The sequence below is a fragment of the Peribacillus sp. QJM3NY_7 genome (genome assembly GCF_056173225.1).
In genome coordinates this window covers 1,000,350-1,019,459 of the sequence record NZ_CM149663.1, presented here as the reverse complement: position 1 = coordinate 1,019,459, position 19,110 = coordinate 1,000,350, and the positions used below count along the sequence as shown (strand labels likewise).

Genomic DNA, 19,110 nt, shown 5'->3' with positions numbered 1-19,110 from the left:
TAACATGGAAAATTCAGATAAGGATATATTTAGATAATTTCTTATGGAACTAAACTGCCCGTTTAGTTCTATAAGAAAAAGCCGTCTTAATGACAGCTACGATCTTAAGCTATTGCACCCATTAGTTCAACAAGATTAGCTTATTAATTATTCATCCTCATCAATCTCATCTTCAAATTCAGAATTCGATACAATAAATTCTTTTAAGTTAGAAGCTAACTCTTCTAATTCCTCGGTTTCATGATACCAAATATAAATTTTACCATCCATTACCGTATCAACAATCCGAAAACATAATTTGTCCCCTGTACCATCTTCACCAATAGATATTAGGTCCTCTGCCATTCCTTCATCCCTCACATCTTGATTTTGTCTTACAATATCATCCCAGGTTCTCTTTAAACTTTTGGATTCTTTAATAGGAAACAGAGTCCATTCATCAATCTGAGCATTGTTAGATAGTTTAAAAAGTTCTTTGTATTGTTTAGGAAAAATAACGCCTAATTGTTCTTCTGCTGATTTTATATCTAAATCCGTAACTCCAGGTTTTCTTGTGTCAATCAAATCGATTACATCATTCATTTAAGAACGTACCATCCCTTCATATTCTTTTACATAAACCTTCTTGATTTTTCTTCAAAAACCCTCTTTAGTTGCATAAGAAACTTCTATGGCGGCCAACCTCGCCGCCACCATCTACTACGAAAATCCAAACTCAAAAATAGAGTCTAACCCATTAACCCCTTGACGATAATGGATGATAACAATACAACCAGGCTGAGCTTTTTTTGGTGGATCTTAAGGAAGATACCCTGTATAAGAAACTGGTTGTGACAGGATGGAAGAACCATTTAGTGTGCTACTAGTACGTATACAAAAATTTTTGTAACAAATCTCCTGTCATATGTATTGTTAATCTTTTTTTGAGGTGATTCTCCTATGGAAGCAATGATTGAACGGTGTGCTGGCTTAGATGTACACCAAGAAACAGTAGTAGCCTGTGTGTTATTTGGTCCATTAGATAAAAAGCCAAAAACCTCTATTGAAACTTTTTCAACTACAACAACGGGACTCTTGGCTTTAAGTGATTGGCTCGCTACCCTTCAGGTATCCGATGTTGTGATGGAAAGTACTGGAGTCTACTGGAAACCAGTATGGAATATACTCGAAGGATCTTTTCACCTTGTTCTTGCCAATGCCAGGCATGTCAAAAATGTTCCAGGGCGTAAAACTGATGTGAAAGATGCCGAATGGCTTGCCAAGCTTCTAAGATGCGGACTTATTGAAAGCAATTTTGTCCCACCAGAGGATATTCGTGATTTACGAGATCTTACTCGTTATCGAAAAAAATTGATTCATCATCGCACCTCAGAGCAGAATCGCATTCACAAAATTCTTCAAGATGCTAATATCAAGCTAACATCCGTGCTATCAGACATTTTTGGTGTATCGGGACGCCGTATCCTTGAAGCGATTCTAAACGGTGAAAAAATAGAGACCGATGGTCTTCGAAAAATGGTGGATTGGCGAACAAAAGCAAGTATTACTGACATTGCCCATGCAATTAATGGTCGTATTCGCCGTCATCACCGTGATATGTTGCGTTACCATTGGGATCATATGAGTTATTTAGAAAAAGCCATAGAAGAATTGGAAAAACAAATCGATCAACTCCTGTCCCCCTATCGTAAGGAAGTAGAATTATTGGATGGTATACCTGGTGTGAACAAAGCTGCCGCAGCTACTTTTATTGCGGAGATGGGCGTTGATATGTCCGTATTTAAGTCGGCTAAACATCTTGCATCTTGGGCTGGTGTGAGTCCCGGAAATTACGAAAGTGCTGGTAAAAAAAAAACGAGTAAAACCACACAAGGAAATAAAGCATTAAAAACGATGGCCGTAGAGTGTGTATTAGCGACATCAAGGCAAAATAACCGAATTGCTTCACATCGAAAAAGGATTACCAAACGGCAGGGAAAAATGAAGGGACGAATCGCTTCTGCCCATTTACTATTAACGATTGCTTACAACATCTTAAAAACAGGAGAACCCTATCATGAACTAGGTTCAAATTACCTTGAAGAAAAACAAATGAACAAAGAATTAAAAATGATCGAATACCTAAAAAAGAAAGGCTATACAATCGCTCCATCTGAACAACAAACTGCATAACCATTAAAATAACGACATGGTACATTTACGTCCTTCAAAAAATTAGAATATGGTGGGCTTATTTTGTATGGCCTTTCACGAATATATTTTCATACAAAAAGGAGTTGCCAAAGCAACTCCTTGTAATGCATCTGTTAACTAATATTCATTTATTCAAAATATCATCTTTTAGTGAAGCAACTTTAGACAAAGCTGTATCTCTGTCAGCTTCATTCACCCCAAAGTGAGCAAGCGCATCATTAAGATGTTTGACAATGGCATTAAAATGGGCAGGTTGTAGATTCAATCCTTGGTGCGCCTTTGCCATGGATTGTCCAGAATATTGTTTTGGGCCGCCTAATGCAAAACTAATAAATTTTGTCTGATGACTTCGTTGCTTTTCCATATCCGTTTTTTCAAAAAAATGATTAACTGTCTCATCTTTAAGGACCAATTCGGAGTAAAAATAGTCCACAACTTTTGCTATCGCTTCTTCTCCGCCGACTTTTTCATAAAGTGTTTGTTCCATATCCACACTCCTAATTTGTAATTAATAGAAGTATTCTTTGTAGAAAATTTGATTTTATTCCTTATCTTTCAATAATATCTCCTTCTGCTCTAGTACCCTTGCAACTAACCTGTCCCCTTAAGGCGTAAAATTACTGGAATTGGATTAGAAGATGGAATTTGGACTCTACTTGCAGCTAGGTATGAAAGAAAGCCAGATTACTCGAATGGTTTTCGTTGAAAATCTGCTCATGAATCGATAAAAGTTTACATGTAATATCATTATGCTAATTATTCCAAACTCCTGTCATTTGTACAATACATCACTCAAGAATATGGCTCAATTAAAGTAACAATAGAGAAGGAATGCGATAGTGACACCCTGCCCCCCTCTTAGGGAATGTATAATTTGAACGTTGCCTCCAGGCACTCGCTTTCCGCGGGCGGTCCGCCATCCGTACCAATCAGCTTTGTTTTAACTTTGAAACGAGTTAGCCGACAATATTTTTTCAGCAATTAAATAACCACTAATGGGTAATGCCTTCTCCTATTTTTCGATTTTGCACTCAAAAAGAAGGATATCCAAAAAAACTGAAGACATTAATTTTAAGATAAAAAAGTTACCAGTTTGGCCAAAAAATAAGTATAAGAATGTAATAGATTGGATAAACTAATAAAAAAGGAGTGGGAGATTATGGAGACTAAACTTAAAGTAGGAACGAAAGAAATGTGGAGCGAAATTAATGAATGTATAACTCGGAAAATCAATGAAAAACATGATTTATCTTTTCAAAAGAAAAGCAATGATAATTATATGAATCTATATATTCAAACAGCCGTCTTACACACGTTATTTGAACTATCAGATGAGTTCAGGAAAATCGAAAGAAAATATAACGGATAGTGATGCTTCCGGAAAGGACATGCACTAAATTCACCTTAGCGGTGGATTAGGATTAAACTCTTTAAGGGAGCCTATTAATCCTAATCCACTTTTTCTTTCCAGCTTTTTTATTTACATCATTACCGCTGCCGGCAATTTGACCAGCATTATTACTGTACCATTTGTTTCCCTTCCCTATAAATCCCTCTTTCTATTCCAACTAGAATCCATGAACCAAATAGAAACCCGACCAGTTTTTAAGGTTGGGGTTTTTCCTGTGTTTTAAGTTTATATTGCGAATGATCTTAATGGTACGCTAGGTTAATTACTATAATTTGTTGTTTTATTAATCTAAAATCTTGTATATTTAAATGAGTATGTTTTATAACTTGCTGACGTTTGAAACGAATGATCGGTAGTAGCTCCGAATAGCTTTTTAATTAGCTAAAATCATTGAAAATAAATATTTTTTGAAAGTGAGCTGAAAGCTGATGTTGTGGTCACCACTATTCGAAAATGATGTACCTGCAGTTATTCTTCCTTAACGGCAGAAAACTTGCATCTCCGTTAGGGACTGGAATGTTTAGTTAAAACGGAGGGTACAAAAATGAAAAACACTATATTAGGTTCTTTATATTTATCACTCGCTGCCAGCATTTGGGGCGGGATGTATGTTGTGGTAAAAGTTGTGGTAGACGTTGTTCCGCCACTTGAATTAGTATTTTTACGATATATAATTGCGATTTTAGCATTGCTGACAATTGGTTTTATAACAAAACAATCTTGGCGGATCGACAAACGGGACTGGCTTTTGGTTTTCATTATAGGACTTGTTGGAAACACCATTTCCATCGTAACCCAGGAAGTTGGCACGCTACTTTCTTCTGCGCAAATGGGAGCCATCATTACTTCAACAACACCTGCGTTCATGGTGATATTTGCACGGATCATTTTAAAAGAAAAGATCACTTTTAAAAAATCAATTTCTGTTATTTTAGCGACAATCGGTGTCGGTATCATTGTCGGAAATGCCCATATTGGCTCATCTCACCAACTTGGGGGCGTATCACTGCTTATTGCTGCGTTAACTTGGGCCCTTATGTCTGTTCTAATCAAACGTGTACCTGGGCAATATTCACAAATTGTTTTAACGACCTATGCCGTGCTTGTGGCAATTGTCCTTTTAACCCCTTTTACGATTAGTCGATTGGATGAGCTTGACTTTCAAGCCATCATGCATCCATCCATATGGGGCGGCCTTCTATACTTGGGCGTTATTTCAACAGCATGTGCCTTTTTACTGTGGAATCGCGGACTGCAAATGCTTACCGCTTCAAGTGGCGGACTATTTTTCTTTTTACAGCCTATAGTCGGTACTTTTTTAGGTTGGTTAATACTAGGTGAACAAATCGGCTTGTCCTTTTGGATCGGTACAATCTTAATTTTTACCGGTGTGCTATTAGTCATTCGGGAAGAATGACCCAGATTAAGTTTATTAGAATTATATATTAAAAAATGCACCTTATAGAGCAGTCACTCTGAAACAGGCTGCCTATAGGGTACTTTTTTAGGTTTAAAAAAGGGGGCTTGCAGAAAAGTTGTTTTTTTGTTTATAATTTCTCCTTCTTATCCCCCTTTAATAAGGCGGAATCCAATAACCCATCGCACTAGAGTGAATAGCATTATACTAGCTTGTTTGTCTAATGTAATCCAAACTTCCTTCCTCAAGGCAAAAAGATACTTTCTTTTGTTTATTTCAACCCATTATATCGTAAATCCCCTAAAATACATTCATTACGTAATTATTATCATAATTTCATGTACATTTTGAAAGGATTTTTGTTATCATTAATTCATAATCTTGGAAATGAATGCTGAATTTTATAACAAAGGAGGAATCGTTTTTGAAAAATCCATATACGGAATTGACGATTGGAATGATGAGAACGGGGATATTAGGATTCGGCGGCGGGCCATCTGTCATCCCGCTCATCCGCCACGAAGCAGTTTCCCGTTATCACTGGCTTGACGATGATGAATTCGGGGACACATTGGCGATTGCCAATACACTCCCTGGACCGATTGCCACGAAGATGGCAGCATATCTTGGTTATAAATTAAAAGGCTGGCCGGGAGCCATCGTAAGTGTGGCGGCTCACGTGTTACCTTCATGCATTGCGATGGTTTTCTTGATTGCGTTCATTAATGTTCTAAGTAATTCGGCAATGATCAGTAATATGATCGCTGCTGTCATGCCGGTTGTCGCTGTCATGCTTGGTCAAATGGCTTATGAGTTTGGCGAAAAGGCGGTAAAAGGGTTAGGAAAGGTGCTCGGAATCACCTTTTTTGCGATTTCCTTTTTGCTTCTGCAGGTCATTTCCCTGCATCCGGGTATCGTCATTATGATGTTTCTTTTATATGGGGCGTTTCATTATAAATTAAAGGATAGAATGAAAAATAAAAAGACTGATAGGAAGGAGGAATCCGCTTAATGGGTATTATTATCCCAATAGGAGTTACTGTTTTTCTAGCGTTTTTCATTGCCAATATTCTTGGTTACGGCGGAGGTCCAGCTTCGATTCCGCTTATGTATGATCAAATCGTCACCCGTTTTGGCTGGCTAGATAATACCGAGTTCTCACAAATGCTCGCGTTAGGAAATTCACTCCCTGGACCCATCGCCACGAAAATAGCCGCATATGTCGGATATGATGTATATGGCTGGCCAGGATTTCTAGCTGCATTGGCAGGCACGATCATCCCATCAGCCGTGGCTTTGATATATCTATTAAAAATCCTGCGAAGATACAAGCATTCTCCTATCGTTAAAGGCATGTCACTACTTGTACAGCCCGTGATCGCGATCATGATGTTATTGCTCACCTGGAATATGGCCGCGGACGCGGTCGGGTCCATCGGCTACATCCATTCAATCTTCATCGCTGGATTGGCCTTCTTGGCTTTAGGTAAATTCAAGATCCACCCTGCATTCGTAATCATTCTTGCCTTTGCGTATGGCGGCTTTATCATCCCGCTCACATAAATAAAAAAATCCGCCTATTTAGGGGGATTTTTTTATTAAAGCTTCATGCCCATCCGGCTTTTATAACGTTTAATGAGAATTTGGCAATCAACGCTGACAACACCGACGACCGCATACAGTTTCTCATTAAGAAAGCGTTCCATCTCTTGATTATCAGTAAAGATTCCGTGCATATGGAGTTTACTCGGACCGGTCATATGATATAAACTCGTAACAGCCGGTTCACTTTCTAATTGCTGCGCGACCGATTCCAGATATTTTGGCTCAACCTCCACGTTAAAGAATGCCGAAACATGGATGCCGACCTTAGCTGGATTTATGACCGCAGTGAACCTCTCGATCACACCGTTTTCAACTAGATGATTAATCCTCATCTGAACCGCAACTCTGGAAAGCTCCACTTTCTTCGCTAAGTCGGTATATGAAATTCGTGCATCTTCATGTAAAACCGATATGATTTTCTTATCGATCTCATCAACTTTCAAGCTGGGAATCTTAAAGTCCTCCGCCATCTTACGTAACTCCTTTTCAATTTCTTTACTCCATTATCGCAGAGAACACCATCGGATCACAACAATCTTCCTTTTCACTTCTCACAACGCAAGAAATTTTTTCGTATCCCTTTTCAATGAACTCCCTCCTCCTTGCCAAGAAATGTCCATCGTTTATGTAATTTTCAAACTTAAGGTGCATCAATTCAACCAGCTGGGTGCAGCCGCCAAAAAGATCGATTAGACTTAGAACCGGACAAATTGACAACATCGCCCACACTTCCTTGATATTCTAATAGTCTGCAGTCCCCCTCCTTTAAGATTGAAAGGCGGGGGTTTTACAGACCGTATACTGCATGATAAAAGTTTATGAATAACCAAGGGACACTTCCTCAACCCTTTGGTTGAAAGGTCTTTGCGATATTTTTGTATTCCTCATCATTGAGAATGCCCATTTTTTTGAATAATGCGGAATATGCCATTATTTTTTTCTGCGTACGGTTTGTACAATTCATATGGATCAGCTCCTTTTTTACATAGTATTCATTGACGACAAAATGTTTCCTTAATACAAAACATTTTGTATAAACTAAATAAAGAAACGGTCCATTTCACGCTTAGAGGTGTACTTAAAATAAGTTCTATATGAATAATTAGTAACAACTTCGAAAAGTGTTATGTTTAATGGTTTCGCGTGAAAATTATGTTTTTCCACGGTTGCCGCATAGCAATCCTACGTATATGTTTTGAGAGGAGTTGCTAAATACTTCCTGATTCCCCCCTGCACAGGACTTAAAAAAGTGACAGTTTTGGCCCATTAAACCTATTGCCTCTCTTGCAACAAGTCATCATTCGGATTATCGTTGTTTAATAGATGCGAAGAAATTGAAAAAATCTGCATACTTTCTTCATACTTTTTCGCTAAACTGACTTTATTCAATAAGAAGGTGAATAATCCTGAAAATCTCCTTTAAACTCGGACTATCTATATTTATTTGCATTTTTTTGATGGAAACCGTCTCCATGATTTACTTGCATAATAAAGTGATCCATTCCCGTATCAATCAAGAATTGGAATCACTGATGGCCCGTGGCAATAGTCATCGTGATGTGTTGGAAATCACGTATTCCGACTCTACCCTTAAGCATATCGGCTTGATGGGATACCATACCGATACAGATGTCGTGATTACGAATACAAGAGGAGAAATTCTGATATCTTCCGCAAAGGTAAATGGGGGAATGAACAAAATCTTGGCAAAAAACATCTCCCAAGTACCCCGAAAAGGTATGGTCCTCCAATCAAGTTGGAAGGATGAAAGATATATAGCCACCGTCACGCCATTTATCAGTGATAAAGAAAAGAAAGGCTATGTTTATATGTTCAAAGATACTAGAGATGTTGAGGATTTAATCGCACAATTGAATAGGCATTTCCTTTTTGCGACTGCATTGCTCCTTTTATTCATGCTTATCACCATCTATTTTCTATCAAAGGCTTTGACTAGACCGCTTATTTCGATGAAGGAAGCAACAACCAAGCTTAGCAAAGGGAATTTTTCAGTGGCTGTGCCGGTAAGATCTCATGATGAACTCGGGGAGCTTGCCCAATCCATTCAAAGCTTGGCTAATGAATTGAACTATTTAAAGAAGGAACGCAATGAATTTTTGGCAAGTATCTCCCATGAACTGCGCACGCCGCTAACTTATATCAAGGGATACGCTGATATAACCCGCCGGAAAGATTTGGATGCATCCGAACGAACAAGATACTTGGAGATCATCCATGATGAATCGGAACGATTAAACAGATTATTGGACGAACTATTCAATATGGCTAGAATGGATGTAAATACATTCACCATATCAAAAGAAATCGTCCAGCTCTCTTCATTCCTGCAAAACATTCATGAAAAAGTGTTACCGGCTTTTGCAAATGAAAGAATTCAATTGAATCTGGAATGCAAGGATGATTTATTTATAGCTATAGATCCCTCACGGTTTGAGCAAGTCATTCTTAACCTGTTGGATAATGCGCTGAAGTACTCGAACGAATATACAGTCACTACTATCAAAGCCACTGAATGCAATGGCTGGATTTCCATCTCCATAATCGATCAAGGGGTTGGCATTCCACCTGAAGATGTCCCCCATATCTTTGATCGTTTATATCGTGTCGAGAAATCACGCGCCAGAGATACCGGCGGTTTCGGATTGGGGCTCTCCATCGTCAAGCAATTAGTGGAGATACAAGGTGGAACCATTTCGGTTAAAAGCAACATGGAGCAAGGAACGTGCTTCACTATCACATTTAAGGAGATAACAAATGAAGACAGTAGTTCTGGTTGATGATGAACAGAGAATGCTTGATCTATTAGAGCTATACATTAAACCTCACGGATATACATGCCTGAAGATGAAATCTGGACATGAAGCCTTACAGTTCTTAGCGCATGAACATGCGGACATAGTACTTCTTGATGTAATGATGCCTGAGATTGATGGGTGGGAAACATGCGAAAGGATCCGTGCGTTCTCCAGCATTCCCATAATCATGCTCACCGCGCGGGATGCTGCACAAGATATGGTGAAAGGGTTGAAAAAGGGTGCAGATGATTATATTACGAAACCCTTTCATGAAGATGTTTTACTTGCCAGAATCGAAGCAGTGACGCGGCGGGTGCATAATCAGGATGATTCTTTGACCTTTAGGGGGCTAAAATTAAATGAATCCGCTTATGAAGCACATTATGATACCAAAACAATTCCATTTACACCGAAAGAGTTCTCACTGCTGTGCTTGTTTTTAAAATCCCCAGATCAAGTGTATTCCAGAGACCACCTGCTTTCGACCATATGGGGATTTAAAACGGATACCGAAGATCGGACAATCGATTCCCATATTCGAAATATAAGAGAGAAATTGCGTCATGCCGGTTTTCCAGCAGATCAACATTTGAAAACGGTCTGGGGCATCGGGTATAAATGGAGTTCTGGGGATTGATATGGATTTCATTTCTGAGGCATTACTATCCAGCGGCCCTTTCTCCATTGCTGTAAGTTTAGTATTCAATATTTTGATCAGCGTGCTTGGATTTATTCCCAGTGTATTCATCACGGCCGCCAATATCAGCGTATTTGGATTTGAAAAGGGATTGATCCTTTCTTACATAGGGGAAATTGCCGGTGCAGTGATCAGCTTTCGGTTATATCGAAAGGGCTTTCAAACATTCAAACCCAAGTTCATGAAGAACCGGTGGGTCAAGAAGCTGCAAAAGTCACAAGGGTTTCATGCATTTTGGGTGATCCTGATGCTTAGGCTCCTTCCCTTTATACCATCCGGCGCAATCAACCTTACAGCAGCATTAAGCAAGACGGGAATGATGATTTTCTTCCTCGCGACTTCCATCGGAAAACTGCCCGCCCTCCTTGTCGAGGCCTATTCGGTAACACAGGTATTGAAGGCATCGGACGATTTAAGGATTGTTTTGATACTGTTGATTCTCGTAATCTCAGTCGTTTATTATCTTAATAGAAATAAGAAAAAAGGAAGGGAGTAAAAATCTTCACTATTTTTTTGGTAAATTGAAGCGATTCATTTACCATTTATCGTTAACCCTTTATCTCCAAGGGTTAACGACCAGATCCAGAAGGCGCGATGTTTACTATATCCCTGTGCTGCGAATGGTATCGCAGCCTTTTTTCTGCGCCGCCTTTTCATCAAAATGGCAAAAGAAAGACATCACGATGTATGGGACGAAATGATTTCCTTTTTTTTCGTTTATGAAAGATAATGCCCGCTCCACTGACCAGGAGTCTTTATACGGCCTTCTGCTGGTCAATGCATCAAACACATCCACAATGGCTACGATTCAAGCTTCCAATGGGATTTCCTCCCCTTTCAAACGGTGGGGATATCCCGTTCCATCCCATTTTTCATGATGATGGGGGATGATGGTTTCAGCCACTTCCAGGCTGCTGATCACATCATTGTTTATTTCCCTTGAAATGTTATTCAAAATATCGGATCCAATTAACGGATGCATCTCGGATGATTTTTCGTTCATATGGGGATAACGGGCCAGGTTTGTATAAAATCCCTTCAGGAATCTCCGCTTTCCTGATATCATGCAGAATACTTGAATGGACGATATGATTTATATAGCTTTTAGATAGTTCCAGCTGGCATCTTCGATTATGAACGATAACAAGCTGCTTGGTCAGGTTTTGACCTCAATAAATGCGCTTCACTTTGAACCCAATGATGCTGTTCCTGGAATACCCTTCCAAATCGCATGACAGCCTTGATTTCCCTTTCAAAATCCATACCTCCAGTAATTTGCTGGATTTCCAACTCTGTCTCTTAGTCACTATTCTCATTGTCACGGCTCACTCCGTTCATGATTGAAAGATAGGTTAAATGAACTATATCCGGATGATAAGGTATATAATGCCATACAAGTTTTATATACAAAAGTTACTAAGCATCTTTTTGTGAATAAGAGATAGATGACAAGTTTCTGACTGTACCAGGTCCTTTTAAGCATATTGCATGACGAAGGGTAAATGGGTTCATTTCCGCGAATGTTACACTTATATAATGAGATGATGCCTATACTATCTTCCTGTTTTCTGGAAAAAAGAATGAATTTATTGTGTTTTAATGGGAAATTCCTTTATAATGCGCATTAGATGATTTTTTAGCATTGAATTCGAGAGGAGACTGAAATATGAAGAAACTATTGTACCCAATCATCATTGGATTATTGGCAGTTGTTCTAACGGCTTGTGGTTCGAACGATGAAGCTGATAAGAAAAATGACGAGAAAGAGACTAAAACAACTGAGAAAGAAACGGCTAAAGCAACTGAGGAACAGCAAAAACAGATGGAAGAAATGAAGAAGAAACTGGACAAGCAAAAGGTGGATGAAAAGAAAACGGTAGCCATCGTCAATGACGAAAAAATTTCAGGTGCGGAATATAATACCGTGTTATCCACCACACAAATGCAGATGCAGCAATTCGGACAAGACCCAACAACCAAGGAGGGCGCCAAACAAATTAAAGAGCAAACGCTCAACTCTTTAGTGGGGCAAAAATTGCTGCTTCAAGCAGCTGATAAAAAGGGCTACACCGCTTCCAAGGCTGAAATTGAAAAGCAACTTGCCGAAATCAAGAAGCAATATGAGAGTGAAGAGAAATTCAAGGCGGCATTGAAACAAGCAGGTCTGAATTCGGAAATGCTGAATGCCCAGATCGCAGAGAACATCCCATATACGAAGTACGTTGAAAAAGAGATTAAAGTAGAAGAAGCAACTGATGAAGAAATCCAAAAGTATTACGATCAGGTTGCGGAGCAAGCTAAAACAAGCGGACAGAAGGTACAGAAACTCGAAGAAATGAAGCCGCAAATCAAGGAACAACTAGAGCAGCAAAAGAAACAAGAAAAGCTTGTGAAGCATGTCGAAGAACTTCAGAAAAATGCTAAGGTCGATATTAAGATTTAATGATGAAAAGAGCTGCCGAATTTGGCAGCTCTTTCTTTATGGTCTTTGGTCCGCCTGCTAACACCCACGGCTTTTCAATTTTCATTTATTCACCGGGTCTAGAGAAACGTGCAATTCTTTCACCTATTTCATCACGAACACGTTGGAAGGTTGCCCATTTCTCTTCATCTGTTCCTTCCGCTTTTGCCGGGTCATCAAAGCCCCAATGTTCACGTTTAACATGCGGTGGTGTCATAGGACATTTGTCAGCCGCATCGCCACATAATGTAACGACAAAATCAGCATTATTCAATATATCCGGGTCAATGATATCCGATGTTTGATTGGAGATGTCCAATCCAACTTCATTCATTGCTTTTACTGCTTTGGGATTTAACCCATGGGCCTCGATTCCTGCACTAAGCACTTGCCATTCGTCACCTAAATATTTCTTCCCCCATGCTTCTGCCATTTGGCTTCTGCAAGAATTGCCAGTACATAAAAAGTATAGCGTTTTCTTAGCCATGCGGTTTCTCTCCTTTGTTTGTAAAGTAAGGTTTAATGAATAATTTGCAGCCATATATATAAGCCGGCCAATGTGATGAACAATGTTGGGATGGTTAAGATGATTCCCGTTTTAAAGTAAGTTCCCCATGAGATTTTCACGCCTTTTAATGAAAGGACATGCAGCCACAATAACGTAGCCAAAGAACCAATCGGTGTGATTTTCGGGCCCAAGTCCGAACCGATGACATTTGCATAAATAAGTGCCTCCCTGATTGCTCCAGTTGTATGGGTGTCGGAAATGGCAAGAGCGTCTATCATGACCGTCGGCATGTTATTCATAAGTGATGACAGAATGGCTGCTATGAAGCCCATCCCGACAGTAGCAGCGAATAATCCTTGATCAGCCGTCACTTGTATAAGGTCAGCTAAAATGTTCGTCAATCCAACGTTTCTCAATCCATACACCACGACATACATTCCAATGGAGAAAAACACAATCGCCCATGGTGCGCCCTTTACAACGGTCTTGGTATTTACAGCTGGACTTCGTCTTGCCATAAACAAGAAGAATATGGCGATAACACCTGCAATGATGGATACAGGAATGTTCAAAAATTCACTGATAAAGTAGCCTACCAACAGAATGCCTAAAACAATCCCAGACAGGCGAAACATTTTCACATCCCGAATGGCATCGACTGGCTTCTTCAATTGAGCCATATCATAATTCTTCGGAATGCTCTTTCTGAAGTACAAATATAATACCAGGATGCTTGCTGCTAATGAAAACAGGTTGGGAACGATCATTCTAGATGCGAATTTAATAAACCCGATATCAAAAAAGTCAGCAGAAACAATGTTGACCAGATTACTTACCACAAGCGGTAAGGATGTAGTGTCTGCAATAAACCCACTCGCGATGATAAATGGGAAGATCATTCTCTCTTCTAACTTCAAGTTTCGAACCATCGCCAATACAATCGGAGTTAAAATGAGAGCGGCTCCGTCATTTGCAAAGAACGCAGCGACCAGAGCACCGAGAATGCTCACATACACAAACATCCTTACTCCATTTCCCTTAGCCGCTCTAGCCATATGCAGGGCTGCCCATTCAAAGAAACCAATTTCATCTAAAATCAAAGAAATAATGATAATAGCAATGAACGCCAACGTCGCGTTCCATACAATACCTGTAACAGTAATTACATCGTTGAGGTCAACAACCCCAAATAGTAAGGCAAGTACCGCCCCCCCGCATGCTGACCAGCCGATTGACAATCCCTTAGGTTGCCAGATGACGAATGTCAACGTCAGCAAAAAGATGATACTAGCTAATATAACTGTACCCACTTATGTTATCCTCCTCGTTAATCACAACAAATCCGTTTTCCTTGTGCTGTTAATTCTTCTAATTTAAAGTTTTGACTCGGCAAGTCCTTGATGACCGTTTGAATAAATGAGTAATACGAGGATGATTGGTTTAACGAGTAGAATATCCATTGTCCCCTTCTCGCTTCATTCACAATTCCGCTATCTTTCAACTTTCGTAAATGTTGGCTTATAGCCGGCTGGCTCATCTCGAATAGATCCACAAATTCACAGACACAGCATTCATGCTCAGACATGATCTTAATCATGGTCAAACGGGTTTTATCGCCTAATAATTTAAGAATGTTTGCCGTGGTTTCTATATCCAAAGCCTCATTCATTGCCTTTCATCCCTCCTGGCTCAAAGTAAATAAGTATATGCTTATGTAATTATCAAACATCATTGTATAAGCATATTCTTATTTAATCAAGCATAAAATATTCCGCATTATAATTTCCTTACTTTAATATTCTTAATAGCACTTCAAAGAAATTATAAAAGACCAGCCTGGTTTCAGACTGGTCTTTCTATTTCATTCACAACAGGAATTATTTTTCATTTCCAATCTCGCTAGAACGGGGCTGCCACAGCAAGAACGATCGTTTGTTTCAGTTGCAGGAATATCAGAATCGCAGGAATTAGATGCAAGATTCACACTGCAAACTCCTGTTTCAGACAGTTCCAAGTGTACTTCTTTTGAAAGGATCACTATACGAATAAAAGTGCTTGAAACAAGAAAACTGCCGAATGACCGGCAGTTTTATCAGCTTTATAAATATTTACGGTGAATGCCTTTTCCATCATAGGAAAACAGGACTTCTTTTCCTTCTATGACTGATTCCATATGCACGGAGCGGCCCCAAAGCTGATGGATATATGGCATGACTTTTTCGAGATATTTCAGATCCAGCTCAATATCTTCATACCAATGTTTTAGATAAAGTTCCCCATTACGCATGAAGTCCCCATCGTTAACTGTGATATAAGGGAAACCTCCGTTAACCCTCATGCTCACGAGTTGATCACGAACATGTTCCCATGCCTTATCGACGATTTTATAATCCTTGCCCTGCTTTTGGAATAGGTACATATCCTCCCGCATGACCAGGTCCTTCGTCAAATAATTGCGGAGAAAGGAAATATCCGATTCGATTTCCCTGACCTCGAACATCTTTTCCCGGCCAGATCCTGGCTTGACGCCGAGCCTGATCATTTCTTCGGTCGGATTATCATAGCGTTCTTCAATATCTTCAAGCACTTTCAATCCAAGATAATAAGGATTGATGCTGGTCCGTGAAGGCTGCACGACACCTGCGTTCAGTTTCGCGAATTCAATGGCTTCCCCTGAGGATAGATCCAATTCACGGATAATGCGCTGATGCCAGTAGGATGCCCAGCCTTCGTTCATGATTTTCGTTTCCAGCTGCGGCCAGAAATACAGCATCTCTTCCCTGATCATCGTCATGATATCCCGCTGCCAATCGGCTAAATCCCTGCTGTACTGTTCTATGAAAAGCATAATATCCTTTTCTGGCCTTGGCGGGAATTTCTTTCTTTTTTTAATGTTGGATTTCTGCGGTTTATCCTTATTATCAAGATTCCATAAATCATCGTATTGTGTGGCTGTCGGTTTTATTTCCTCTTCTTCTTCCTCATCTTCCATCGTCCAGGCAAGCTTCGGTCTCATCAGCGACGGATCGATATGTTCTTCAATGGCTAAAAGTGCATCCAGGAAGGTTTCCACTTCCTTTTTGCCATGAAGGATTTCATATTCACGGATTCTTTCTGCCGTTGCCGACATACTTTCTACCATATCCCTCTTGGTATTATTGAAACGTACATTATTCTTAAAGAAGTCACAATGCGCCAAAACGTGGGCAACAATCAATTTATTTTGTACAAGTGAATTGGAGTCCAGCAGAAAAGCGTAACAAGGATCAGAGTTAATGACCAGTTCATAGATTTTACTTAATCCAAAGTCGTACTGCAGCTTCATTTTATGAAATTGTTTTCCAAAGCTCCAATGAGAAAAACGGGTCGGCATCCCGTAGGCACCAAATGTATAAATGATTTCTGAAGGGCAAATTTCATAGCGCATCGGGTAAAAATCCAACCCGAACCCCGTTGCTATTTCTGTAATTTCACTAATGGCATATTCCAGAGCCTTTTGCTCCGCTTCATTCATCCGATATCCCCCTTGTCTTCCGCCTTTAAACTAATGTATGAAAAAAAGGAGGAAAAATGCCGTGATCATGAGTAAAGGTCCTCGATAACAGAAAAAAAAACACCTCCATGAAGAAGATGTCAGGCCAAATGTTTCATGCAGTTCTGCACTCAATCCCTTTGATATTAAAATTTTGCTAATTCCGGATTCACAGCCTCTTTTTTCATTTTTGAACGGATCCAGGAAATGATGAGCGCTGCAATGATGACAAAACCTAAGTATCCTGTGATTGGGTATACCGTCCCAACCAATTTAATAAAGCCAACGAAACTTGCAAGGAAGGCAAGAATCCCGACTATAATCACGGATAATTTAAATCGTTTCGTTTCCGCAGGCACCAGCCTGGCGGTGAATGCATACAGCATCCCGACAGCTGTATTATAAATCATTCCTAAAAGGATGATTGATAGGATATATCCCAACCATGGAGAAACCTGATTCGCTAAATGAAGGGTAGGCATACCAGAGCCTTCTATGCCCTTCAAGTCGGACATCATCCCCAAATTGATCAAAAATAACAGGATCCCCAATCCGATCCCCCCCAGGATTCCTCCCATTCCAGCCTGTTTCTTATTCTTGAAGGTCCCGCCCATTACGGCCAGCATGGCAATTCCGGCAGTCATATTATATGAAACATAAAGTAATGAACCCATCAACCAATTTCCGGTAGCAGCCGTTCCTTTACTTGAAGATGAAATGATTTGATTGAAACTTAGATTGGATGTGAAAAATGAATAACCTGAAATAATGATCATGATAACGAATAAAAACGGTGTGACGGCACTAATGATGGACATTATTTTATTAACATTAAGTAAAAGCGTACCAATCGTGAGCACCGTCATGACGATTGCACCGACCATGCTTGGAATCCCGAATTGTTCCTCAAAAATCGTTCCGGAGCCGGCAATCATGATGACCGTAACGCCAAACAAGAAAAACGTGATGATAATATCGACCACCCTGCCTATAAAGCGGCCGCAAATATGATCGATGATGCTTTTGTGGGAACGTGTCTGGAGAGTGCTCCCCAACTGGGTAACTTGCATGCCCAAAAACGCGAATAAAACTGTCGCCACCACAATTCCCAATACACTGTAGATTCCAAAACTCGTGAAGAACTGTAACACTTCTTGTCCTGAAGCAAAACCTGCTCCAATGATGATTCCAATATATGCTCCCGCAAGATTTATACTGTTTTTCATATCAAATACCACCTTAATTATATGATTATTCTGACAATTTAAGTTATGAGAATATCTTTCCTTTCTTCATTATCCTTCCGGCTTCATGGGCAATTGCCCATGAAGCCGGAAGGTCCTTTAATTCCAACTCTTATTTATTTGTATATCTTTTACTATAGGAAGTGAATTCATCGACCGCTGTGTAATCGACTTCATAGCCAATGCCTGCCGCTTTTGGAACGGTTATGACCCCATCATTCACTGTAACCTCTGGTTGGATGATGTCTTTATGCCAATAATTCGCGGATGCTGCCGTATCACCAGGCATCGTGAAGTTATCAAGTGTTGTCAATGCGATATTATGGGCACGACCCACACCAGATTCCAACATGCCACCGCACCAAACCGGTACATTCCTTTCTTTACATAATTCATGTATTTTCATTGCTTCCGTTAAACCGCCAACCCTGCCAATCTTAATATTAATGATTTTACAGCTTCCCAATTCAAGGGCTTTTCTAGCATCTTCGACGGAATGTATACTTTCATCCAAGCAAATCGGTGTTTTGATTTCCGCTTGTAATGTGGCATGATCGACAATATCATCCGATGACAAAGGCTGCTCGATCATCATTAAATCAAATTGATCAAGTTGTTTGAGTAATTCAATGTCTTTCAGCCGGTAAGCGGAGTTTGCATCTGCCATGATCGGGATATCGGGATATCGATTGCGCACTTCCTTGATTACGTCTACATCCCAACCTGGTTGAATTTTCATTTTGATTCTTTTATATCCATCCTTCAATCCAGCTTTTATCTTTGCCAGTAATTCAGGTACCGTTTTTTGGATGCCGATACTGATTCCAACATCGATCTTTTCCAGCTCCCCGCCTAAAGCCATACTTAAAGGGATATTCTTTTCTTTTGCGTATAAATCCCAGATGGCTCCCTCGATAGCCGATTTTGCCATATTATTTTTACGGATATGCGAGAACATATCCGATACATCACGAGGATGCTCTATTTCTTTATCCAATACAAGCGGAATCAGGAAATCCTCCAGCATGGTCCAATTGGTTTTTATCGTTTCTTCGTTATACCAAGGTGCTGAAAATGCCACAGATTCAGCCCAGCCTGAAAGTCCCTCTCCATTTTTCACTTCCACAAGAATGAACTCCTTATCCAAAAACGTTCCAAAGCTTGTTGTAAAGGGAGCTACCAAATCCATATTTAAATGACGTAAACGCACTTCCGTTATTTTCATC

General features: G+C 39.8%; 21 protein-coding genes. 9 read left to right on the top strand and 12 right to left on the bottom strand.

Annotation, left to right across the window (positions count from 1 at the left end; genetic code table 11):
• Positions 1-147: 147 nt before the first annotated feature.
• Positions 148-582, bottom strand: a complete 435-nt coding sequence (locus AC0VX1_RS04835; protein ID WP_475470142.1) for an SMI1/KNR4 family protein — start codon at positions 580-582, stop codon at positions 148-150.
• A gap of 357 nt (positions 583-939) precedes the next feature.
• Between AC0VX1_RS04835 and AC0VX1_RS04830 the strand changes: the two genes are divergently transcribed.
• Positions 940-2,172, top strand: coding sequence for an IS110 family RNA-guided transposase (locus AC0VX1_RS04830; RefSeq protein ID WP_475467719.1), 1,233 nt, complete (start codon positions 940-942; stop codon positions 2,170-2,172).
• A 145-nt stretch (positions 2,173-2,317) separates the two neighbouring features.
• On the opposite strand, the gene AC0VX1_RS04825 is transcribed toward AC0VX1_RS04830, so the two are convergent.
• A complete protein-coding gene (locus AC0VX1_RS04825; protein ID WP_191929007.1) occupies positions 2,318-2,680 on the bottom strand; it encodes a group I truncated hemoglobin in 363 nt (120 codons plus the stop codon).
• Positions 2,681-3,352: 672 nt separating this feature from the next.
• Between AC0VX1_RS04825 and AC0VX1_RS04820 the strand changes: the two genes are divergently transcribed.
• The 4 genes from AC0VX1_RS04820 to AC0VX1_RS04805 all read left to right on the top strand — a co-directional run bounded on the left by AC0VX1_RS04820 (position 3,353) and on the right by AC0VX1_RS04805 (position 6,584).
• A complete protein-coding gene (locus AC0VX1_RS04820) occupies positions 3,353-3,562 on the top strand; it encodes a hypothetical protein (RefSeq protein ID WP_063591951.1) in 210 nt (69 codons plus the stop codon).
• A gap of 586 nt (positions 3,563-4,148) precedes the next feature.
• Positions 4,149-5,021, top strand: coding sequence for a DMT family transporter (locus AC0VX1_RS04815; protein ID WP_413022530.1), 873 nt, complete (start codon positions 4,149-4,151; stop codon positions 5,019-5,021).
• A 424-nt stretch (positions 5,022-5,445) separates the two neighbouring features.
• Positions 5,446-6,033, top strand: a complete 588-nt coding sequence (locus AC0VX1_RS04810; protein ID WP_475470139.1) for a chromate transporter — start codon at positions 5,446-5,448, stop codon at positions 6,031-6,033.
• Positions 6,033-6,584 (top strand): chromate transporter, encoded by a 552-nt coding sequence (locus AC0VX1_RS04805; protein ID WP_413022528.1) that lies wholly within the window; start codon positions 6,033-6,035, stop codon positions 6,582-6,584. Before AC0VX1_RS04810 ends, AC0VX1_RS04805 begins: the two co-directional genes overlap by 1 nt.
• A gap of 35 nt (positions 6,585-6,619) precedes the next feature.
• On the opposite strand, the gene AC0VX1_RS04800 is transcribed toward AC0VX1_RS04805, so the two are convergent.
• Both AC0VX1_RS04800 and AC0VX1_RS04795 read right to left on the bottom strand, forming a co-directional pair.
• Positions 6,620-7,096 carry an Lrp/AsnC family transcriptional regulator gene (locus AC0VX1_RS04800; protein WP_034315019.1) on the bottom strand — a complete coding sequence of 159 codons (477 nt, stop codon included), beginning with the start codon at positions 7,094-7,096 and terminating at the stop codon, positions 6,620-6,622.
• Between the two features lie 25 nt (positions 7,097-7,121).
• Positions 7,122-7,346, bottom strand: a complete 225-nt coding sequence (locus tag AC0VX1_RS04795) for a hypothetical protein (RefSeq protein WP_413022527.1) — start codon at positions 7,344-7,346, stop codon at positions 7,122-7,124.
• 752 nt (positions 7,347-8,098) lie between these two features.
• On the opposite strand from AC0VX1_RS04795, the gene AC0VX1_RS04790 reads away from it, so the two are divergent.
• The 3 genes from AC0VX1_RS04790 to AC0VX1_RS04780 are packed head-to-tail and all read left to right on the top strand — an operon-like array spanning position 8,099 to position 10,635.
• Positions 8,099-9,424: a HAMP domain-containing sensor histidine kinase gene (locus AC0VX1_RS04790; protein ID WP_475470135.1), complete on the top strand. Its 1,326-nt coding sequence runs from the start codon at positions 8,099-8,101 to the stop codon at positions 9,422-9,424.
• Positions 9,402-10,079 (top strand): response regulator transcription factor, encoded by a 678-nt coding sequence (locus AC0VX1_RS04785; protein ID WP_413009314.1) that lies wholly within the window; start codon positions 9,402-9,404, stop codon positions 10,077-10,079. Before AC0VX1_RS04790 ends, AC0VX1_RS04785 begins: the two co-directional genes overlap by 23 nt.
• A gap of 1 nt (position 10,080) precedes the next feature.
• Positions 10,081-10,635, top strand: a complete 555-nt coding sequence (locus AC0VX1_RS04780; protein ID WP_413009313.1) for a TVP38/TMEM64 family protein — start codon at positions 10,081-10,083, stop codon at positions 10,633-10,635.
• 312 nt (positions 10,636-10,947) lie between these two features.
• Here the strand turns inward: AC0VX1_RS04780 and AC0VX1_RS04775 are convergent, their stop codons facing one another.
• Together AC0VX1_RS04775 and AC0VX1_RS04770 are read right to left on the bottom strand one after the other, a co-directional pair.
• Positions 10,948-11,094, bottom strand: a complete 147-nt coding sequence (locus AC0VX1_RS04775; RefSeq protein ID WP_475470132.1) for an HD domain-containing phosphohydrolase — start codon at positions 11,092-11,094, stop codon at positions 10,948-10,950.
• Between the two features lie 176 nt (positions 11,095-11,270).
• On the bottom strand, positions 11,271-11,429 hold the full coding sequence (locus AC0VX1_RS04770; protein WP_475470130.1) for a hypothetical protein: 159 nt from the start codon (positions 11,427-11,429) through the stop codon (positions 11,271-11,273).
• A 376-nt stretch (positions 11,430-11,805) separates the two neighbouring features.
• Between AC0VX1_RS04770 and AC0VX1_RS04765 the strand changes: the two genes are divergently transcribed.
• Complete coding sequence (locus AC0VX1_RS04765) at positions 11,806-12,582, top strand: SurA N-terminal domain-containing protein (protein ID WP_413009310.1); 777 nt, start codon at positions 11,806-11,808, stop codon at positions 12,580-12,582.
• Between the two features lie 85 nt (positions 12,583-12,667).
• Here AC0VX1_RS04765 and arsC read toward each other — a convergent pair whose 3' ends face one another.
• From arsC to menC, 6 genes are all read right to left on the bottom strand, one after another.
• On the bottom strand, positions 12,668-13,087 hold the full coding sequence (gene arsC, locus AC0VX1_RS04760) for an arsenate reductase (thioredoxin) (RefSeq protein ID WP_413009309.1): 420 nt from the start codon (positions 13,085-13,087) through the stop codon (positions 12,668-12,670).
• Positions 13,088-13,119: 32 nt separating this feature from the next.
• Positions 13,120-14,418: an arsenic transporter gene (locus tag AC0VX1_RS04755; protein ID WP_475470127.1), complete on the bottom strand. Its 1,299-nt coding sequence runs from the start codon at positions 14,416-14,418 to the stop codon at positions 13,120-13,122.
• Positions 14,419-14,435: 17 nt separating this feature from the next.
• Positions 14,436-14,777: an ArsR/SmtB family transcription factor gene (locus AC0VX1_RS04750; RefSeq protein WP_475470125.1), complete on the bottom strand. Its 342-nt coding sequence runs from the start codon at positions 14,775-14,777 to the stop codon at positions 14,436-14,438.
• 429 nt (positions 14,778-15,206) lie between these two features.
• Complete coding sequence (locus tag AC0VX1_RS04745) at positions 15,207-16,622, bottom strand: SpoVR family protein (RefSeq protein WP_413009306.1); 1,416 nt, start codon at positions 16,620-16,622, stop codon at positions 15,207-15,209.
• A gap of 164 nt (positions 16,623-16,786) precedes the next feature.
• The gene (locus AC0VX1_RS04740; protein ID WP_475470123.1) at positions 16,787-17,866 is read right to left on the bottom strand and encodes a YkvI family membrane protein; all 1,080 of its coding nucleotides are present in this window, start codon (positions 17,864-17,866) and stop codon (positions 16,787-16,789) included.
• A gap of 130 nt (positions 17,867-17,996) precedes the next feature.
• A complete protein-coding gene (gene menC, locus AC0VX1_RS04735) occupies positions 17,997-19,109 on the bottom strand; it encodes an o-succinylbenzoate synthase (protein ID WP_475470121.1) in 1,113 nt (370 codons plus the stop codon).
• Position 19,110: the final 1 nt, after the last annotated feature.

Coding starts and splice junctions, on each gene's coding strand:
- AC0VX1_RS04835 (WP_475470142.1), bottom strand. CDS start 582: ATGAATGATGTAATCGATTTGATTGACACAAGAAAACCTGGAGTTACG.
- AC0VX1_RS04830 (WP_475467719.1), top strand. CDS start 940: ATGGAAGCAATGATTGAACGGTGTGCTGGCTTAGATGTACACCAAGAA.
- AC0VX1_RS04825 (WP_191929007.1), bottom strand. CDS start 2,680: ATGGAACAAACACTTTATGAAAAAGTCGGCGGAGAAGAAGCGATAGCA.
- AC0VX1_RS04820 (WP_063591951.1), top strand. CDS start 3,353: ATGGAGACTAAACTTAAAGTAGGAACGAAAGAAATGTGGAGCGAAATT.
- AC0VX1_RS04815 (WP_413022530.1), top strand. CDS start 4,149: ATGAAAAACACTATATTAGGTTCTTTATATTTATCACTCGCTGCCAGC.
- AC0VX1_RS04805 (WP_413022528.1), top strand. CDS start 6,033: ATGGGTATTATTATCCCAATAGGAGTTACTGTTTTTCTAGCGTTTTTC.
- AC0VX1_RS04800 (WP_034315019.1), bottom strand. CDS start 7,096: ATGGCGGAGGACTTTAAGATTCCCAGCTTGAAAGTTGATGAGATCGAT.
- AC0VX1_RS04795 (WP_413022527.1), bottom strand. CDS start 7,346: ATGTTGTCAATTTGTCCGGTTCTAAGTCTAATCGATCTTTTTGGCGGC.
- AC0VX1_RS04790 (WP_475470135.1), top strand. CDS start 8,099: ATGATTTACTTGCATAATAAAGTGATCCATTCCCGTATCAATCAAGAA.
- AC0VX1_RS04785 (WP_413009314.1), top strand. CDS start 9,402: ATGAAGACAGTAGTTCTGGTTGATGATGAACAGAGAATGCTTGATCTA.
- AC0VX1_RS04780 (WP_413009313.1), top strand. CDS start 10,081: ATGGATTTCATTTCTGAGGCATTACTATCCAGCGGCCCTTTCTCCATT.
- AC0VX1_RS04765 (WP_413009310.1), top strand. CDS start 11,806: ATGAAGAAACTATTGTACCCAATCATCATTGGATTATTGGCAGTTGTT.
- arsC (WP_413009309.1), bottom strand. CDS start 13,087: ATGGCTAAGAAAACGCTATACTTTTTATGTACTGGCAATTCTTGCAGA.
- AC0VX1_RS04750 (WP_475470125.1), bottom strand. CDS start 14,777: ATGAATGAGGCTTTGGATATAGAAACCACGGCAAACATTCTTAAATTA.
- AC0VX1_RS04745 (WP_413009306.1), bottom strand. CDS start 16,622: ATGAATGAAGCGGAGCAAAAGGCTCTGGAATATGCCATTAGTGAAATT.
- AC0VX1_RS04740 (WP_475470123.1), bottom strand. CDS start 17,866: ATGAAAAACAGTATAAATCTTGCGGGAGCATATATTGGAATCATCATT.
- menC (WP_475470121.1), bottom strand. CDS start 19,109: ATGAAAATAACGGAAGTGCGTTTACGTCATTTAAATATGGATTTGGTA.